The sequence below is a fragment of the Nostoc sp. C110 genome (assembly GCF_043099725.1).
Classification (GTDB): Bacteria; Cyanobacteriota; Cyanobacteriia; order Cyanobacteriales; family Nostocaceae; genus Nostoc; species Nostoc muscorum_A.
On sequence record NZ_CP171148.1, the window covers coordinates 181635 to 202006 of the forward strand.

8 protein-coding genes are annotated in these 20372 nt (G+C 40.7%); 5 read left to right on the forward strand and 3 right to left on the reverse strand.

What is annotated here, in order from left to right:
• Positions 1-18: 18 nt before the first annotated feature.
• Both ACFFRD_RS06630 and ACFFRD_RS06635 read left to right on the forward strand, forming a co-directional pair.
• Positions 19-5436, forward strand: coding sequence for an AAA family ATPase (locus tag ACFFRD_RS06630; RefSeq protein WP_392480868.1), 5418 nt, complete (start codon positions 19-21; stop codon positions 5434-5436).
• Positions 5437-5769: 333 nt separating this feature from the next.
• Positions 5770-8229 (forward strand): filamentous hemagglutinin N-terminal domain-containing protein, encoded by a 2460-nt coding sequence (locus ACFFRD_RS06635; RefSeq protein ID WP_392480869.1) that lies wholly within the window; start codon positions 5770-5772, stop codon positions 8227-8229.
• 40 nt (positions 8230-8269) lie between these two features.
• Here ACFFRD_RS06635 and ACFFRD_RS06640 read toward each other — a convergent pair whose 3' ends face one another.
• On the reverse strand, positions 8270-9799 hold the full coding sequence (locus ACFFRD_RS06640) for a glycosyltransferase (RefSeq protein ID WP_392480870.1): 1530 nt from the start codon (positions 9797-9799) through the stop codon (positions 8270-8272).
• A gap of 896 nt (positions 9800-10695) precedes the next feature.
• Here ACFFRD_RS06640 and glgX point away from each other — a divergent pair.
• Positions 10696-12825: a glycogen debranching protein GlgX gene (gene glgX, locus ACFFRD_RS06645; RefSeq protein WP_392480871.1), complete on the forward strand. Its 2130-nt coding sequence runs from the start codon at positions 10696-10698 to the stop codon at positions 12823-12825.
• A 406-nt stretch (positions 12826-13231) separates the two neighbouring features.
• Here the strand turns inward: glgX and ACFFRD_RS06650 are convergent, their stop codons facing one another.
• Positions 13232-15247 (reverse strand): Dyp-type peroxidase, encoded by a 2016-nt coding sequence (locus ACFFRD_RS06650; RefSeq protein ID WP_392480872.1) that lies wholly within the window; start codon positions 15245-15247, stop codon positions 13232-13234.
• Between the two features lie 130 nt (positions 15248-15377).
• Entirely contained in the window at positions 15378-17567 is a 2190-nt protein-coding gene (locus ACFFRD_RS06655) for a galactose oxidase early set domain-containing protein (RefSeq protein ID WP_114086202.1), read from the reverse strand.
• An 836-nt stretch (positions 17568-18403) separates the two neighbouring features.
• Here ACFFRD_RS06655 and ACFFRD_RS06660 point away from each other — a divergent pair.
• Positions 18404-19042: a YybH family protein gene (locus tag ACFFRD_RS06660; protein WP_392480873.1), complete on the forward strand. Its 639-nt coding sequence runs from the start codon at positions 18404-18406 to the stop codon at positions 19040-19042.
• Positions 19043-19050: 8 nt separating this feature from the next.
• Positions 19051-20334: a glycosyltransferase gene (locus ACFFRD_RS06665; RefSeq protein ID WP_392480874.1), complete on the forward strand. Its 1284-nt coding sequence runs from the start codon at positions 19051-19053 to the stop codon at positions 20332-20334.
• Positions 20335-20372: the final 38 nt, after the last annotated feature.

A 20372-nucleotide genomic window follows, 5' to 3' on the forward strand; every position in this document is an offset into this window, starting at 1 on the left:
TCACTAGGATTTAGCAGTATGTTCAGCACTCAGGTTAGTATTCCCAAATATCAAGTCATTGAAGAAATCTACAATGGTTCGAGAACCATTGTTTATCGTGGGTATCGAGAAAGTGACTCATTACCTGTAGCGATCAAACTGCTGAAAAATCCATATCCCACCTTTAATGAACTGGTACAGTTTCGCAATCAGTACACCATTGGCAAAAATCTCAACTCATCCTTAATCGTCCAAACTTACAGCCTGGAAGCATATCAAAATGGCTATGTGTTGGTGATGGAGGATTTTGGTGGCATTTCTCTCAAAGATTATTTTGCTCGTCATCAGACGCGAAACTTCGGGTCTTTACAAGAGTTTTTACAAATAGCGATCGCACTGTGTAATACCTTAGAGATACTCTATACTGAGCGCATCATTCACAAAGACATTAAACCGAGCAATATTTTAATTAATCCCCATTCCAAAGAAGTTAAATTAATCGACTTTAGTATTGCTTCTCTATTACCAAGGGAAACACTAACCCTAATTAGTCCCAACGTATTAGAAGGAACACTAGCTTATATTTCTCCAGAACAAACAGGGAGAATGAATCGAGGGATTGACTACCGAACGGATTTTTATTCACTCGGTGTAACTTTCTATGAGTTACTCACAGGTGAGTTACCTTTTCAATCAAATGACCCAATGGAGTTGGTGCATTCTCATATTGCTAAAATAGCCTCTTCAATACATAAAATTAACTTCCAAATTCCGATTGTCATCTCGGAGATAGTTAGCAAGTTGATGGCAAAAAATGCTGAAGACCGCTATCAAAGCGTATTAGGATTAAAGTATGATTTAGAAGCAAGTTTGGCTCAACTCAATAAAACAGGTAAAATTGAAAGTTTCACAATTGCCCAACGGGATGTGTGCGATAGATTTATTATCCCTGATAAACTCTATGGACGGGAATTAGAAATAAAAACTTTACTAAAAGCATTTGAAAATGTCAGCCTGGGTGCAACAGAAATAACTTTGGTAGCTGGGTTTTCTGGAATTGGTAAAACTGCGGTTGTTAACGAAGTCCATAAACCTATTGTTCGTCAACGCGGTTATTTTATCAAAGGCAAATTTGACCAATTTAATCGGAATATTCCTTTCTCGGCATTTGTTCAAGCTTTCCGTCATTTTATGGAGCAGTTACTAGCAGAAAGCAGTATTAAAATACAAGAATGGAAAAATAAAATTGTTCAAGCATTAGGTGAAGATGGTCAAGTAATCATTGAAGTAATTCCTGAATTAGAAAGAATTATTGGCAAACAGCCCCCTGCACCAGAGTTATCAGGTAACGCCGCCCAAAACCGATTTAATTTATTATTTCAGAAATTTCTCCAAGTATTTACAACTAAAGACCATCCTTTAGTAATATTTTTAGATGACTTACAGTGGGTAGATTCGGCTTCATTAAAACTCATACAGTTATTAACTAATGAAGCTAATCAGGGATATTTGTTGTTAATTGGTGCATATCGAGACAATGAAGTATTTCCAGCACATCCGTTGATGGTGATGTTGGATGAAATTCGCAAAACAAGTGTAACTGTAAATAACCTTACCCTGAAACCACTAAACCAATTACAATTAAATAAACTGGTAGCAGATACATTAAATTGTGCAGAGAATGTGGCATTATCTCTTTCGCAATTGGTCGATCGCAAAGCTCAAGGTAATCCATTTTTTGCGACTCAGATTCTCAAATCATTGCATCAAGACCGACTAATTCAATTCAATTTTGTAGAGGGATGCTGGCAATGCGATATTTCCCAAATAAATCAGCAAACTTTAGCAGATGATGTTGTTGAGTTTATGGTCTTCCAATTACGAAGACTACCAGAAGCAACTCAAAAACAATTGAAGCTAGCTGCTTGTATTGGGAATCAATTCGATTTAAAAACATTAGCGATTGTTTCCAAACAATCGGAAGTGGAAACCGCAGATTGTTTGTGGAAGGCTTTGCAAGAAGGGTTGATTTTGCCGCAAAGTGAGGTTTATAAGTTTTTTCTTGGTTCAGAAAATCAAGCAGCTACTCAAGAACATTCTGAGATGGTTGTATATAAATTTTTACACGATCGCGTCCAGCAAGCTGCTTATTCACTTATTCCAGAAGCACAAAAACAGTCAACACACCTGCAAATTGGGCGATTGTTGCTGGAAAATACACCTTTGCATCAGCAAGAGGAAGGAATTTTTGCGATCGTTAATCAATTCAATTATGGATTAGATTTATTGGAAGAACCTGGCGAACGAGAACATCTGGCCCGATTAAATCTAATAGCTGGTTGTAAAGCCAAAAACTCAACTGCTTATGCAACAGCAGTAGAATATTTAAAAGTTGCAATGCTTCTATTACCGATAAATGCTTGGCAAAGTAGCTACGATTTGGCCCTTGCGGTTTACGAATCTGCGGCTGAAGCAGAATATCTAAATACAAACTTTGAGTCATCAAAATCATTAGTAGAGATTATCCTCAAAAACGCCAAATCTCCATTAGAAAAAGTTCGTACTTATGAGATTCAAATTCAGTCTTATACGGCACAAAATAAATTCATTGAAGCAATAGCCACAGGTAGAGAAGCACTCCAATTACTAGATTTGACCTTACCTGAAGATGGTAACACTCAAATGATTTTTGATGAATATGACCAGTTGCAACAAATGTTAGTTCATCAATCAATTGCAGCATTGGCAGATATGCCAGAAATAACCGATCCCAAAAAATTAGTCGCACTTCGCATTTTATCGGGTTTATTTGCCCCGGTTTATATAGCCAAACCGATGTTGCTGCCACTCAAGATTTTTACAATGATCAAAATTTGTATTCAATCCGGCAACTCACCACAGGCTGCTGTAGCTTACAGTCTCTATGGATTATTTTTGTGCAGTATTGGTGCAATTGAAGATGGATATAGCTTTGGTAAACTGGCAATACAACTTTTAGATAAATTTCAAACTAAAGAACTTAAAAGTAGAGTTTATCTCACATTTAGCCTATTTATTAAACACTGGAAAGATTCAATTAAATCCACATTAGGTTTATTTTTAGATGGGTTACAAAGTGGGTTAGAAACTGGAAATTTAGAATATGTTGGTTATTGTGCTAATTGCTATAGTCAGTTTCTCTTTTGGAGTGGAGAAAACCTAGAAAATGCTGTGCTGGAGGCAGATAAATATTGCGACCTAATGCAGCAACTTAAACAAGAAGTATCTCTAGTTTGGGGAAATATTTGGCGGCAGACAGTTTTAAATTTACAAGGAGAAGCGGTTAATCCCTGCTATTTAATTGGTAAACATTTTCACGAAGAAGAGATGTTACCAACTTTGATTGCAACTAACAATATTAATGGGATTTGTTATGTCTATCTAGCAAAAACTCTTCTAGCTTATCTTTTTGGCGAATACGAACCTGCTTGGGAATATTCCCAAAAATTTGAGCAGTATGAGCAGGGAGCAGCAGGCTTATTAATTGTTCCTTTGCGAAATTTCTATCAATCTTTGAGTTTGTTAGCTCTTTATTCTCAAGCAAATGAAGCACAGCAACAGCTTTATCTCCAGAAAGTAGCTGAAAACCAAGCAAAAATGCAAGAATGGGCAAATCATGCGCCAGTAAATTATCAGCATAAGTTCAACTTAGTTTTGGCTGAACAAGCTCGTGTAACTGGCGATCGCGTACAAGCCGCAGATTATTATGAAATAGCTATCCAAGAAGCGATCGCCAATGACTATGTTCAGGAAACTGCGATCGCTAACGAGCTTGCTGCCAAATTTTACCTAGAATGGGGTAAAGAAAAAGCCGCAGAAGGATATCTGCAACAGGCATATTACTGCTATGCCCGTTGGGGAGCAAAAGCCAAAACTGATGACTTGGAAAAACGCTATCCCAAATTACTCAAACCCATTTTGCAACAGCAAGAATTCTACTTTAATCCCTTAGAAAGCATAGCCACTATTGGCAGTATATCTACTTGCGCTACCAGCAGTACTAATATTTCTAATACTCTAGATTTGACCTGCATTCTCAAAGCCGCTCAAACTATCTCTAGTTGTATCGAATTAGATGTACTCATCAGCAGCCTCACCCGCATTATCCTAGAAAATTCAGGTGCAAAAACATCTGTATTAATTCTTCCTCAAGAAGATATTTGGCAAGTGCGGGCAATTACCTTTATCGATCAACAGTCAAATTCTCAGACTGATGTCAAAACCATTCTTGATTCACAACTACTAGACGCTTGTCAAGATATTCCCATAAAACTGATCAATTACGTTAAAAATACTCAAGAAACTGTCATCATAGATAATTGCAAAACAAATATTCCCGGTGTCATTGGGGAATATATGCTCCTACATCAACCTCAAAGTGTATTATGTACACCCATTATTAACCAAGGTCATTTGGTGGGGATTATCTACCTAGAAAATCAACTGAATCAAGGGGTATTTACTACTAATCGTTTACAAGTAATTAACCTACTATCTTCCCAAGCAGCAATTGCCTTAGAAAATGCCAAACTTTATCAGCAAGCCGGGCAAGCTTTAGAAGATTTGCAACAAGCTCAATTACAAATCGTCCAGAGCGAAAAAATGTCTGCATTGGGTAACTTAGTGGCTGGGGTGGCTCACGAAATGAATAATCCTTTGGGCTTTATTGCTGCCAGTCTCAAACAAGCAAAACCCATCTTTGTTGATATTTCTGAACACTTAAAACTGTATCAAGAAAAGTTTTCCGAGCCGGGGGATGAAATCATCAACCATGCTGAAGAAATTGATTTGGATTATACATTAGAAGACTTACCCAAGATAATTGATTCGATGACTATGGCCTGTGAGAGGCTAGAAAATATTAGTACGAGCCTCCGAACTTTTTCTCGTGCCGATAGAGATTACAAAGTTCCATTTAACATTCACGAAGGGATTGATAGTACAATTCTAATTTTAAAACATCGTCTCAAAGCTAATGAACATCGTCCAGGAATTGAGGTAGTGACTAACTACAGTAACTTGCCGCCAGTGGAATGCTTTCCGGGACAATTAAACCAAGTATTTATGAATATCTTAGCGAATTCTATTGATGCTTTAGATGAATCAAATACAGGTCGGTCATTTGAGGATATTAAAGCTAATCCGAATCGAATTATAATTACCACCTCCTTAAAATATCAACAGGTTGAAGTGAAGATTGCTGATAATGGGGTGGGGATGAGCGAATCAGTCAAAGAAAAAATATTTGACCATTTGTTTACTACTAAAGGTGTTGGTAAAGGAACGGGATTAGGATTAGCGATCGCTCATTCTATTGTTGTAGAAAAGCACAGTGGTAATCTAAATGTAAATTCTACTCCAGGTGAAGGAACAGAATTTGTCATTAGCTTACCAATTCTGGCTCAAACTCAAAGTTAAATTGTTGGAGATATGAACCAATACGGTTCGGATAAGCAGGGGAGGTAAGACCTGGATTTCTCACTTGTGAGAAATCCAGGAGTGTGGGAGGTGTGGGAGGTGTGGGAGGATGGGGAAGAAATCTGACCCCGCACACTCCCCACACTCCTCTGCCTACATCTCCCCCTGCTCCCCCTACCTGCCTCAACCAAGAAATTATTTACCACCATTATTAATTTGTGCTGCTATTAATCAAAACTGAAAAAAACTCACCATAATATTACACAGCTACCCAAATTGCTCAATTCATTTTGGGAAAACTAGACACAAGATAAATAATTACAAATTTGGCTGATGAAAATAACTTTTGCTAACTTAAGCTTAATTGGTGCAATCTACATATCTGCTATTGGCAACAGCAATGTTCAAGCGCAGATCACGCCTGATGGCACTCTCAACACCGCTGTGTCTGGCAGTAATAGTTACAACATTACTGGCGGTACTGTTGTTAGCAATAATTTATTTCACAGCTTTAGCCAATTCTCTATTCCTACAGGTGGTTCTGCAACTTTCAGTCATAATTCCAACATTCAAAATATTTTTAGTCGCGTCACTGGTAATAGTATTTCTTATATTAATGGTTCTATCAACACTAATAGCGGTGTTAACCTTTTCTTACTCAACCCGGCGGGGATTATATTTGGTGCAAATGCTAGCTTAAACGTTGGTGGTTCTTTTGTCGGCACAACCGCTAATAGCATCCAATTTGCTGATGGCAACGAGTTTAGCACCAACATAACTAAATCTCCATTGTTAACTATGAGTGTACCTATAGGGTTACAACTTGGGGGCAATCCGGGAACTATTTCCGTGCAAGGAGTGGGAAATAATAGTAGATTGAACCCCACAACTTCTGTTTCTGGATTAACTAGTACAAATGGCTTGCAGGTTTTACCTGAAAAAACACTAGCTTTGATAGGTGGTGATCTCGTTCTCGATAGTAGCTTTCTTTCTGCACCAGGAGGACGAATCGAACTTGGCAGTATTACCCAAGGCAGTGCAAATATCCATCTCACGCCGCAAGCATTAACGTTTAGCTATCCAAGTATTGGCTCTAGCTTTGGTAATATCCAAATGAGTCAACGTGCTGTTGCATCTGTACGCGGAACCAGCCCCGGTTCGATTCAACTTCAGGGTAAACAGATCGATCTTCGGGATGGTTCTTTGCTGGTAGTACAGAATTTAGGCAACAGTAAAGCAGGTGATATTACTGTTAATGCTACAGAATCGCTACAAGTAGTTGGTAGATCCTCAGATTTTCGCAGTTCCAGTGGCATAGTCAATGAAGCTTTACTATCAGGAACCGCAGGAAATATTGTGATTACAACTCCAACATTGACCATTGATCGCGGGGCAATTGTTATGGATCGTAGCTATAATTCGGCCCGTGGTGGTAACATCACAATCAATGCCAATGCAGTGTCTGTGGGTGGGGTCGATCCTAAAGATCCATCTACTGTTCCGATCTTTGGTGTGCTTGTTGCTGCTGCTTTTGGAACTAAGCAAGGTGGAGATTTATCGATTTCTACTGATAGCCTTTCAATTTTGGGCGGTGCTAATGTTGGTACTAGGAGCTTTTCTAGCGGTCAGGGTGGCAATGTTAAAGTTACTGCTGATACTGTGAATGTCTCAAGTTTGGATTCTCCTCCTGGATCGCTTTTTATCAGCTTGCTATCAGCGAATACTTTTGGCCCGGGAGATGCAGGAGACTTACATTTAGATACCCGGAAATTGTCAATACAAGATGGAGGTTTAGTCTCAGTTTCGAGTGTGAGTAGTGGGAATGCTGGCGATCTTACCATTAATGCCACTGAGTCAATTGATGTTAGGGGCATGAAAGACGCAGAAAATTCTAGTTATATTGGGGCGATCGCCCGTTTATTTCTAGTGAGAACTTCTACAAACATTAGTAACAATAGTACCTCTAAGGCAAATGCAGGCAGTGTCACAATTAATACTCCTAAATTAACCATTCGTGATGGGGCAAGAGTTTTTGTCGAAAATGAAGTTCAAGGTGATGCAGGTACCTTAAACGTTAATGCCAATACCTTATATCTCAACAATGGTAGTCTTTCCGCATCTACAAAAGCTGGTCAAGGAGGCAATATCAATCTCCAACTCCGCGATTATTTGCTCATACGTAATGGTAGCTTCATTAATGCTGAAGCTGGTGCTGCTGGCAATGGTGGTAACATTACCATTAATTCACCTATCATTCTCGGCTGGGAAAACAGCGATATCATTGCCAATGCTTTCCAAGGTAAAGGCGGAAATATTGACATTACAACTCAGGGGATTTTTGGTTTAGAATATCGTCCGCAACTAACATTAGAAAATGATATCACCGCCAGTTCACAATTTGGAGTGAATGGTACAGTTAACGTTAATACTATTGGTTTTGACCCCAATTCTGGTCTAGTGGAATTACCTGTAAATGTTAGTGATCCTTCCCAAAAAATCGCTACAGGATGTGCAAATAACAGTGGTAGTACTTTTGTGGCCACAGGTAGAGGTGGGATACCGCAAAATCCGACACAGGAAATTAGCAGCGATCGCACTTGGTCAGACATCCGCGACATCTCTGCATTCCACACAACACAACCAGTCAAAGCACAAATACAGAAACCCCCAGAAATACTTGTTCAAGCTACATCTTGGCGACGTAATGCCCAAGGTAAAATTGAATTAATTACCAATCAATCTCCGAATCAGGTACAAACAGCATTAACCTGTGCGGCTACACCTCAAAATTAATTAACTTTACATAAGTTACTAAACCAGAATTGCACATTATTTAATCCACGATCCTTAGTGCCTTTTGATTGGTTCCAAAGTAGAGGTCGCTTAATTCTTCCAAAGAAACATCGGTCTGCGATTCTGGATTACGAAAGTAGGGATGGATGGGCAGGAGTTCAGCGCGATCGCGGTTTTCCGGTAAAGACAGAATCTGCTCAAGCAAAGTCAGGTAGTTTTCAGCAGTAGATTCCCAACTGTACGTCTTCAAAACCCGTTGCTGACCAGCTTGGGCAAAATAGTCCCACTCCTGAGCATCACATAGCACCCGCTCCAAGCCTCGTGCAATATCAGCAGCATCTTCTGGGTCTACGAGTATGCCATATTCCTTATTTCCCTGTCGCAAGCTTTCGCTAGGGCCACCATTTTTGGTTGCTACCACTGGTAAACCTGCAACTGCTGCTTCTAAGGGAGCAAGTCCAAAGGGTTCGTAAAGTGCTGTCAGCGCAAATACTGAGCGGCGTTTAACCATAAACCGATAGGCTGCTGCCAGTGACTCTTGAGACTGATCTGATAAGCCAAATGCACTAATCTTGCCCCACAAGTCGTTTTCCTTCACCACCTCTCGAATGGGAGCTAATACCTCTTCAGCTATGCTGTCACTAGCCTCCTCTCGTAAGGGATCGTCCAGTCCCCCTGTAATTAACATCAAGTTAGCTCGTTCCTGAAGTGTTGGACTGATTGCAAAGGCTTGTACTAGTCCTAATATGTTTTTTTTAGGCTCTAATCGACTGGATGCTACGATGACGGGCAAATCTCGACGGGCTTCTGCAATGTCCCGTGCCAATCGCTCCTGAATGAACTCTTCAGTAGCTTCCTCATTTTCGGAACGTGCCTTTGCACCGAAAATCGAGAAATCTGCTCCCGGTGGAATCACTGCAAAGCGGTTGTCGTTGTCTACATCCACTGCACTCCGATAGACTCGATGAGAATATTGTTGAAAGCGTTCTTGTCGTGTACTGGTGATATTAACGACCGAACGATTCATGCTCAAGCGTTCGGCTAGGATGCGATATTTAAAATGGAATTGCTCATCTATTTCTAACAAGTTTTCTGAAGTTACTTCCAGCTTGTCCATCTTTTGGGCACCGAGAGAATGAGCAGTAAAGGTAAAAGGTATGCCTCTATCCTCTTCAATTAAAACGCCACACAGCCCTCCATCGGCGTAGTGAGCAGTCATAGCATCGGGTAAGCCACCTTGCTGTTGATAAAATTTCAAGATGTTGGGTACCCAATCACTAATCAGATGAGTCCATAACAACTCTTTGGGAAGAAATTCTTTTGGCCCAGCTGGTAAGCGGATAATGCGGACGTTATCGATTCCTGGATAAGTGTCAAACGCTTCGGCAAATTCTGGCCATTCCGGATCAATAATTTGACGGGTGAGAATATCTACTTTGTGTCCCTTTTCGGCTATCGCTATAGCGACTTGCTTAACGTAGATCAGTTGACCCCCAAAATCTGGGTGTTTGGTTATGTGACTATTGTTTGAATCAAAATTGCCTTGAGGGTTGAGAAATCCAATGTGCATCGCCCACTTCCTAATACAGGTTGATTTCTACTAGAGATTTTGCCTGAACACAGCAGCATAAAAGCTTAGTGAGCTTGTTAAAAACTCCCAAGGCTGAAAAACGCAGGCAGTGAGACTTTACGTAAATACCATTGCTCAAAAAGCAAGCCAAAGGGCTTTTATTGATTCCCTTTAGCTTAAACCCAGCCAATTCGCGCATTTTCCTAATATTTAAGTTAATCGCTACTGCGGTTCGCGCACATATACCGGATGGCATAAATGGTAAGGTGATATTTCTCTTTAAAATTCAACGCATTCTTGCTCTTATCCCGTAGTTTCACTTTTATCTACATCTTTTGTTGTCTAAAATACATCAATACACTTAGTAAATAGTAAATTTATTTCTTCCACAACAACGCATTGGCTAAAGAAAATCCATATTTATTTGGCAATTCTATCACTCAAGATGATGCTTGCTATCAGATACAAATATTACAACAATTAAGTAAATGCAAAAATCTATATGATGGTCTCATAAAAGATATTTTAAGTAAATATACACGCTGATATAAATAAATTTATTCATTTTGGTAGATGTCGGTATTTGCTATTTTTCGTAAATTTATGAAGCTGAAAAAATTTGCAGATAAACTTGTTAGCATATTTATGACTTCAAAAGTAACAAGGATGTTGCCAATATTATCAATTAACGATGAAAATTATATTTTTAAATGTAAAGCGATCCTTGCTATCATCAAATTTTAAGACTTTTTAAAGATAATAATTGCAATAAAATAGTAATCTTTCGTTAATTTAAACTTATTAAGTTTAGCCTGAAAACTAACTTGTATTAATTACTATCAAACACATATTCAAGTTTTTTGTTAACAGTAAATTTAGTTCTTGGTAATTTGCTTATGTATGTAGCTGTATGGCCTGGGAATGTATATCCCTTGGGTGCTAGTTGGGATGGAAAAGGTACGAATTTTGCTTTGTTTTCGGAAAATGCAACAGGTGTAGAACTTTGTTTATTTGATGCTGATAATCATGAAATTCGCTTGCCTTTAACAGAAAAAAATAATTTTGTTTGGCACGCTTATCTACCAGGAGTAGGGCCTGGGCAACGCTATGGATTTAGAGTACATGGCCCTTGGGCCCCAGAACTTGGTCATCGCTTTAACCCTAATAAACTATTAATTGATCCCTATGCCAAGGCAATTGATGGGGAAATTAGCGATACCGCAGCTATTTTTGGCTACTCTTTAGATGCGCCAGAACAAGACCTAGCTTTTTCCGATTTAGATAATGCCGAAACTATGCCGAAGTGTATTGTTGTCGATCAGTCTTTTGATTGGGGAGATGACAAACTACTTTCTATACCGTGGCACGAAACTATTATTTATGAAACTCACGTTAGAGGTTTTACTAAACTACACCCAGAAATTCCAGAAGAATTACGTGGTACTTATGCAGGGCTGGCACATCCAGTTGCAATTCAATATCTCCAACAACTAGGAATCACATCTGTGGAATTGATGCCTGTGCATCACTTTTTATCTTCTCCAGGATTTCTGGTAAATAAAGGATTGAAAAACTATTGGGGTTACGATTCCATTAATTATTTCACCCCCTACTCTGGTTACAGTGCTAGTGGCTCAGTCGGACAACAAGTGACCGAGTTTAAGCAGATGGTCAAGGACTTACACTCTGCTGGCATTGAAGTAATTTTAGATGTGGTTTATAACCACACTGGCGAAGGCAATCATTTAGGGCCAACATTATCGCTACGAGGCATCGATAATGCTGTGTACTACCGCTTGGTCAAAGATAACTCCCGCTACTACATGGACTTCACAGGCTGCGGCAACTCTCTCAATGTGCGTCATGCCCAAGTTCTGAAGTTAATCATGGATAGCCTGCGCTATTGGGTAACAGAAATGCATATTGATGGCTTTCGCTTTGATTTAGCCTCAGCATTAGCGCGAGAACTATATGAAGTAGATAATCTCGCAGCTTTTTTTGATATTATTTATCAAGATCCAGTTCTGGCAGATGTAAAGCTGATTGCTGAACCTTGGGATTTAGGAGAAGGTGGTTATCAAGTTGGCAATTTTCCTTTACGTTGGTCTGAATGGAATGGCAGATATCGTGATACTGTAAGGGATTTTTGGCGTGGTGAGGATGATAGCCTCGGACAATTTGCTTACTGTTTTACCGGTAGCCCTGACCTTTACCAAGCAAACGGGCGTAATCCCAGTGCCAGTATTAATTTCATCACTGCTCATGATGGCTTCACACTCAATGATTTGGTCAGCTACAACGAAAAGCATAATCAGGACAACGGCGAAGATGGCCGGGATGGGGAAAGCCATAACCGCTCTTGGAATTGTGGTGTAGAAGGAGAAACTAATGACCCAGATGTAATCCGCTTACGGCAACGTCAGCGACGCAACTTTTTAGCAACTCTAATGCTGTCTCAAGGCATACCCATGCTATTAGGAGGAGATGAAATTGGTTGCACTCAGAAGGGTAACAACAATGTATACTGCCAAGATAATGAAATTGCCTGGCGTGATTGGAGTTTACAAAAGTCTAATTCCGAACTACTAGATTTTGCTCGCGAACTGATTTATTTTCGTCATCAGCATCCAGTATTTCGGCGGCGTAAGTGGTTTCAAGGCCGTCCTATTCACGGTTTTGGGATCAGTGATATTGGTTGGTTTAATGACGATGGCAGCGAAATGACTGAAAAGCAGTGGCTAGTTAGTTATGCCAAAGCTATGGAAATTTTCTTGAATGGCGAGGGCATTGTTACTCCTGGCCGCCGTGGTGAACGGATTATTGATGAGAGCTTTCTGCTATTCTTTAATGCTCACTACGAAACGATTGAGTTTGCTTTACCCAATGTTTTCCAGGATAGGGAATGGGAAATAGTTATTGACACCAACGAATCTCGCTTCCTTAGCCCAGGAAAGTTGGTTATGGGTGAGCAAACTGTTCCAGTTACAGACCGCTCTCTCATGGTGTTACGTCGTCTTGCTTCGTAAGACAAAAATCTTATGAGCGATCGCGCCTATGACAAAATAAAAAATTGAGTGATACAGTGTGAAGTGCAATCAGGAAAGCGATCGCACTTCACAACGGTCATTTGATTGAAGAAGAATTCAGAAGTCAGAATGGGCTAAACCTTAGCTATCCGCTAACAGGAGTCAGAATCAAGACGCGACGCTCGAATACTCGCTACCGCTCCGCTATCAGTCGGGGATTCAGTCCCACGACTTTCTTGTTGACCACCAAATCGTAGATTTGTTGGGGGTATTAAACCCGATTATTCAGACGCTCGCAGACTCGCTAACGCTGCGCTATCCGCCACTCATACAGAATTCATTCTGAATTCTGACTCCTGACTCCTGAATTCTATTTGATAAAGTAAACTCTGTTAAAACCTACTAACTATTTGAGGGAACTAATGTAGTTATTCAGCGTATTGATATTATTATCGTAGGCAGAGTAATCACCCAATGAAACACGTTGATTTTGCACAAAGAACTTGAATGGTAGCTCTCGTTCGCCAAAGAAATTAACAAATCCGTCTGGCTCACTGGTATCTCCATTTAGACCAATTGCCCACTTCCGGTCTTTGTATTCCTCTAGTTCAGCGATCTTATATTCGCAAGCATCGCTCTCTTGATCGATTACATCTGCGATGTAGCGATTTAGGGTTTTGATATTCTCATCGTAAGCCGAGTATTCACCCAATCCAACTCGATTTTGCAAATAAAACTTAAATGAGAGCTTTCGCTGGTTGAAGAAGGTGAGGAATCCGTCCGGCTCAACGGTATCTCCGTTTAGACCAATTGCCCAGTTCTTCTGCTTGTAATTTTGAAGTTCATTGATTATGCCTTGAGCCGCTTCGATCTCTTTTTTAGGAACTCCGCGAAATTCTATATGGCGACTGGGTTCGGGAGCAAGCGACTTGAGGAAACTCATACAAGGGGTAAAGAAAAATTCTCCGCCTTTCATAGTTACCCAATGGCTAAAGTCGGCTTCAGTCTGCTCTTCACCACCCCACTTAGTTGGCCAACTGTATGTCTCCGTGACAACTGTGTTGTCGTCTCCTTTCTTTTCTACACCAATAACTACATCTGTTCCCACATCTCGCTTGATAAAGTTCCTTTCTTTAGCCCATGCCTTCTGCATGAAGTTGAATTGGTTCATTAAACTGGCTTGAAAGCTCATAAACAGCAGTCCAGCATCGTTTTCTGGCTCTTTGCTGGGGAGAGTGCCATAGTTAATTGCACGACGGGCAATCCGATGCATCTTCTCCTCTTCTAGAGGGATTGATACAAGGGCTAATGTATCCCCACGGGGATTGACCTTGCGAGTGTGGGCATGGAAAGGACACTTGAAACCTTGCGGATCATCTTGATAATTAAAGTTGTTAGTTTCAGGCTTTTTATCCTCGCTTGGTGTCTGAGCGATCGCTACTGGTGTTCCATTCTGGAAGCGTCCCATAGTGTATGCTCCTGCTAAAGGTGCATTTAGTTCTCCTGAACCTTTCAGCTTCTCGGCCAGGTTTTTGACAACATCTTGATTCCAGGCTTTAACGTTCTGCTCCAGTTTACGGAACACCAAGAAGCTACCGTAACTTTCCTGTTTTTTACCCAAGGGATCTTTGAACAAAACCAAGCTTAGGGGTGCGCGGGGGTCCCATTTGGTAAAGTCGCTATGTTCTTTTTCTTTGTCAACATCGCGCTTCAGAAACAACGGTTGACTGACTCCATCTCGGAATCCGAAGTGTTCGATCTCTTCTCCAGAATTTTCATCTCTGAGGACATAACCTATTTGCTCGTGGACAATAGAAGCGATCGCATCCAACTCTCTTTTTATTGCCTCTACTTTGTATTTCAAGAGAGCAGGTTGCTGACACAGCTTACTCTGATCCCTCCGCTCCTCAAGCTTTGCTTCCTCGGTTCTCGGGCCGACTATCTTATCAGCTGCGAGTAAAACGAGAGCATGAATTTCATTATTTTTAAACCCATCTTCCCATTGATTAGAATCATCGCCGAGTTCATTCTGCATGTTAGGATCTTTCATCCCTTGCCGAAATGCGTCTTCATTGGGCAGATTCTGGTAGCCATACTCTAAGTGCATATAACCAGCCCTTGTCAAGAAGAAGTTGGCAAATAGTTTACCTGGTACATCTTTCTTTTGGCGATACAGCTTTCCCTGCTCGGCTTGCTCTAATGCTGAGGTGACATACCTGTGAGTAAAACTGCCAATCCATTGCTTGGCGGCTTCAATATCGTTCTCGAATTTTAAGAACAAATAAACAGCATGGTTGCGTCCGTGTGATTTGAGGATGTTGCCCTGTATCTCATCCAACAGTGCTTCATGTTCAAAATCATCAAAAGGGGTAGCAATTTCGACGATTTTACTGATGTCAATTTCCTTGATTTCGCTTGTCATAAATAACTCCTGACTTCAGATTTATCTAAACTTGTCTGGTTGAGAGCCGGACTGGGAGATATTTGATAAGTAGTCAGTCTAAAAAGCTACTACAAATATCTCCTTTCTGGAAGAATTAATGAGGAGGAAATTAGCTATTTACTAATTGCACAATCTTGGCGTGAGAAGGCTTTCCGGCACTATTGATGTAGAACAGCATATAGTAGCCGGGTGGAGTAAAGTGGTCGTTGGTGGGAGCAGTGAAGGGAATGCTAGCGTTGTATTTCAAGCCACCTAGTTGTTGCTCTTGTGCGCTCAAGTATTTAATCTGTTTTTTGTCGATCTGGATATCTACCAATCGTTGACCATTGTCAAAGGAGTGGGTGACAGATCCCAATTTTACAAGCACTATAGAACCTGGTTGATCTGTAGAGGCATTGCTCACAGAGATAGTTTGAGACGCACCGTATTGGAGTTTTTCAGGAGCGATCGCAATTTCTGGGCGATCGCTCTCTCCGAAGAGATAGGGTGGGTAAAAGATGGCATGTTGCCATATTTCACCGCTATTGCCATCAGTGCCTTTATTAACAAAGGCAAAATCGTTCTTGGTATCCAGACGAACTGTTCCATCTTTATCAAATCTGGCAGCACGAGAGTTATTACCACCCATGACTAACACCCGTGCATCTGGCAACAGCAAAGCGGTATTGTGATAAAGTCTGGGTTCAACATCCGGGTTCATCAGCTTGGTACGGAAGCCTTGGTGTCCGGTTTTAGTCGCATCGGGAATCAACAGGGTGGGGTTGTAAGCCGGACGAGTTTCGGCGTAGTTACCTCCATTGACCACCAAAATTTCTTTGGTGGGTAGAATAACCGCCTGTTCCATAGCTCGTTTGCCATAGCGACCCAATTTTGAAGACTGTTTCACATACTTATAATTCAGTGGAAATTTCTTCACCTTGCCATCGACAATATCCTCAGTATTCAGCAGGATGTCTTCATCGATTTTGGCCAAGAAGTCATTATCGATCTCCCATGAACCTTTAGTACTAGCGTCTTGTGGTGCTTTCCAACGCTCTAGGCTAGCAGTGATGCTTGCTCCCTTGATAACATCTTTTCCAGGGCCAATACCAATGTTATTGGTACCCATGATGCCACCCAATAACAAAACATCCCCGTTAGGAGAACTAGGGTCGAGAACAGCAGTGCCATAGACTTTGTTGATTGCTAGTCTATCGGGGCCTGGCTCGAAGCTAATGGAATACTTTCCATCCTGATCTTTATTGAACGTTACAAAATAGCTGTGGGTACTTGCGTGTGCAATCTTCGGTTCATTTTTACCACCGCCATCACCAGTGATGATGAATCGGTTTTTCTGTTTGGTGGGTAGTATGCGGGCATAGAGGTCTATGATGTCAGAGCCGAAGCTCTCGTCATTCATTTGAGTTAGAAACGGATTGTTGGGAAGATTCTTGACATCGATAGACTGCCAAGTCTTCAAGTTAGGATCGTAGATTTCCACCAGAGTGCTAACAATCTGAGAGGGATCGGCTGTGAATCCTGAGAAAGAAGCGATCGCCCCGTCCGCTAGAGGAATGAGGGTAGGATACCAGTGACCATCCTTGGTTAAACCCAGGTTTTCCCACCTCTTTATATTTTGGTCTTGTTTTTGCCAATCTTTTTCTTGCCAGTGATAAATATTGGCTTGTTTTGACCCGGCGAAGCGTACACCTGGGTAATATACTCGACTACCACCGATAAATAGTACATCTCCGTTGGGCAGCTGTAAATGACCGGAACAGAAAGGGTCATTGCTTTCGCCGTTTATCTCTGCTAGGGGTGAGTCAATGCGCTGGAAAGGAGAGATGTTGAAGTCTAGCTTTGCATTCTCGATTAACGAATCGGAAAGGGAGGGATCGAAGATAGAGGTATTGTTGACGACATCATAATTTTTAGTATTAACGCCGTCTTCGATCTTGCCTTCTGTTGTGACACGGTTGCGGTTGCTGCTGCCGTTGACAATGAGAACTTTATTGTTGGGTAATAGCGCTGCGTGAACAGCTTGCATCCGATCGCTTTCGTTTTTGGCCATCGGTAGCATATACCAAGCGCCCATTTCTTGCGGACAACCTTCGTATGTGAGCAGTTTATTGCCCAGTTTGCCTCGCAAGTTCTTTTCTAAAGTACTAGTTTCTGCACAGATAATCGAGGCATTGGGTGGCGGTTCATCAGCGATCGCATAACGACCCCCGTAAAAGGTAACTGCTACTGCCAAAACAAAGATCGCCAAGATTTTCAGGAGTTTGTTCCGCGTCGTCATTGTCAATTGTTCTTGAGTCATAAATCCTTGTAACAGTGGTTTGAAGGTACAACAAAGACAGCAGAATTCTCTATCCCCATATATCTCAAAAAATGGGTACTTGACCCACCAACACAGACTTTGGAGATTCGGTTACTCGACAGCATGAAGAATAACCTCTTGTTGGAAAAGGCTTTGAAGTGCAGTTAAGTAAGTTTTGGTTAAATCCCAAAACCAACAAATTGGTGCATTAGTACTTATTAGTTAATACCAATTCTGTTAATTCAAGAGGGTCGTCACCGCTTTTAGCTGTCAACTAACCACATTAAATCTAGTCACTTGCTTAATGGATCAGTATTATTACTGAAAAATACGTAATTACACATTACTTTATAAAGTATGGTGCGCTTTTTTGATGAAAAGCAAGAAAAATAAGTATAAACTCAATATTTTATCAATAAATATACTACTAGTAGAAATACTTAAATCCAACCTTGCATAAGTTCGTAGCGAATTGACAAGGGAAAATTCTTGAGGGTAAGGCTGGAGATAGAAACATCTATCTAATGCGTGAGTGCTGCACTTGTGCCTCACTTACTTGCAAATATCTTGTGACCCAAGGTGTAATTAAGTTGACTGGTTAATCTATCTGATTTTTCACAGTAAGTTCTCAAACAACCTGGCTTTTACACAGGCTGATTGTCAACAATTATAGATTAATGAAAATACTTAACCTAAAATCAGGGTTAGAGAAAACTGATTGACTTCATCAGCACTTATTTTTGTATTTCTTTATGTCCAACAAAAAGAAGTGCTGAATGTGGATAGTAACATTAAAAAATTCTCGGTAAGTGTCACTCAATCTACAGGTTTTTTAGATGATTAAACAGAGACAGATAAGTATATACAAATACACTCAGCTACTTTGGAGTGTTTTGTTAGTGTTAGTAATTTGGAATCAACCCCAATACGCTCTAGCAGATGTCAACCCACAGGAGATAAATGCAATTATTCGCACACGGGACATTGCCCTGCAAGCCCTAAACAGCCGCGATTTTGCCAAAATACAGCCTTACTTGCATCCAAATTTCACAATCACAACAGTTGATAACCAGATTTTTCACAAAGTTCCTGAGTTTGAAAAGTACTGGAATCAGCAGTTTTCCAGTTCCATCAAAGATATCAAAATGCAACTGAAGGGAGATACTCTTAGAACATTTCTTACTCCAGATATAGATGTTGCCTCTGGAGAAGCGATCGCATCTTTTTCTTTCAAAGATGGCAAAGCGGCTGATATGGCGTTGCGATGGACAGCAGTGCTGCAAAAACTCCAAGATAAATGGACGATTCAATCGCTGCATTTTTCCTCAAATCTACTGAATAACCCAGTGCTAAATGCTGCTCAACAATTGGGGCGCATTCTAGCAGTTGCAGCAGGCATAGGCGGTTTCCTTCTAGGAGCAGTGACGATGCTATTATTACGTCGCAGGACTAAGCCACGAACTGAAAGGATATAGCAAATAAAGTGGGAAGAAGCATTTATCAACCCAATAAAAATATTAGCTTTCATCGCCGTCTCAAAGCAACCATAATAGTTTTGTTAGTCTGGGGTGGCGTGAGTTTGCTGCACTGGCTACCAAAAACACAATGGTTGATGCTGGGATTAACGGCAATCCTAACTGTGCAAACATTACGGATGCTGTTAGCAAAACCAGTAGCGGCGGTGATGGAGAGTGAGATTTATTTACCGCCAGTCTCGATTTTAGTTCCGGCTAAAAATGAAAGTTCAGTCTTGGCTAATCTAGTTTACAGCTTATGCCAATTGAATTATCCCAGCGATCGCCTAGATATCTGGGTTGTTGATGACGGTAGTACCGATGAAACCCCCCAGGTTTTGAGGAAATTGCAAACTCAATTTCCATCTTTGCAAGTTCATCGACGGGAATCAAAAGGTGGGAAATCAGGGGCGTTAAATGCGGTGTTTCCCTTTACGCAAGGGGAAATTATCTTAGTCTGCGATGCAGATGCTCAATTACCTGCCAATTTTCTCCAGCAAACAGTACCTCTATTTCAGAAGCAAGCGATCGGTGCAGTGCAAGTGCGAAAAGTGATTTCTAATGCTAATACCAATTTCTTAACCCGTTGTCAGCAGATGGAAATGTGCTGTGATAGCTTTCTACAAACCCATCGCATTGCTATTGGTGGTATGTCTGAACTGCGGGGTAATGGGATGTTAGTTCGTCGGGAATTGTTAGAAAAGTGTCAAGGTTGGAATGAGAACACTGTCACCGATGATTTGGATCTTTGCTTCAAACTTTATTTAGCAGGTGCGGAAATTGAGTTTGTGACAGTTCCATCAATTCAGGAAGAAGGTGTAACTACTTGGGAAAAACTTTGGAATCAACGCTGTCGTTGGGCTGAAGGTGGCTATCAGCGTTACCTGGATTATTTCCCGCAAATTCTTACTTTAGGTTGGGCGAAAGAAATTGATTTACTATTGTTTTTCTTATTGCAATTTCTTCTACCAATTGGACTAATACCAGATTTACTTTGGACAATATTTTATAGCCATCATCCAGTTCTGTTTCCACTCCAGACACTACTCAGCATCATTTTGACAATTGCCTTTATTGCTGGACTTTATCAATTTCAAAATTTACGAGGATGGTCTTTGCTTTGGGCAACAATTCAAGGGTCATTATACATGGTGCATTGGATTCCTGTGATGATTGTGACAACTTTAAAGATGTGTGTTCAAAGGGAGCGATCGCGCTGGGTGAAAACTGAACATCATGGTAGAGCTGCTTAGGTGCAGTATATTTTATCCTTATGTAGTAGACTCCTGAA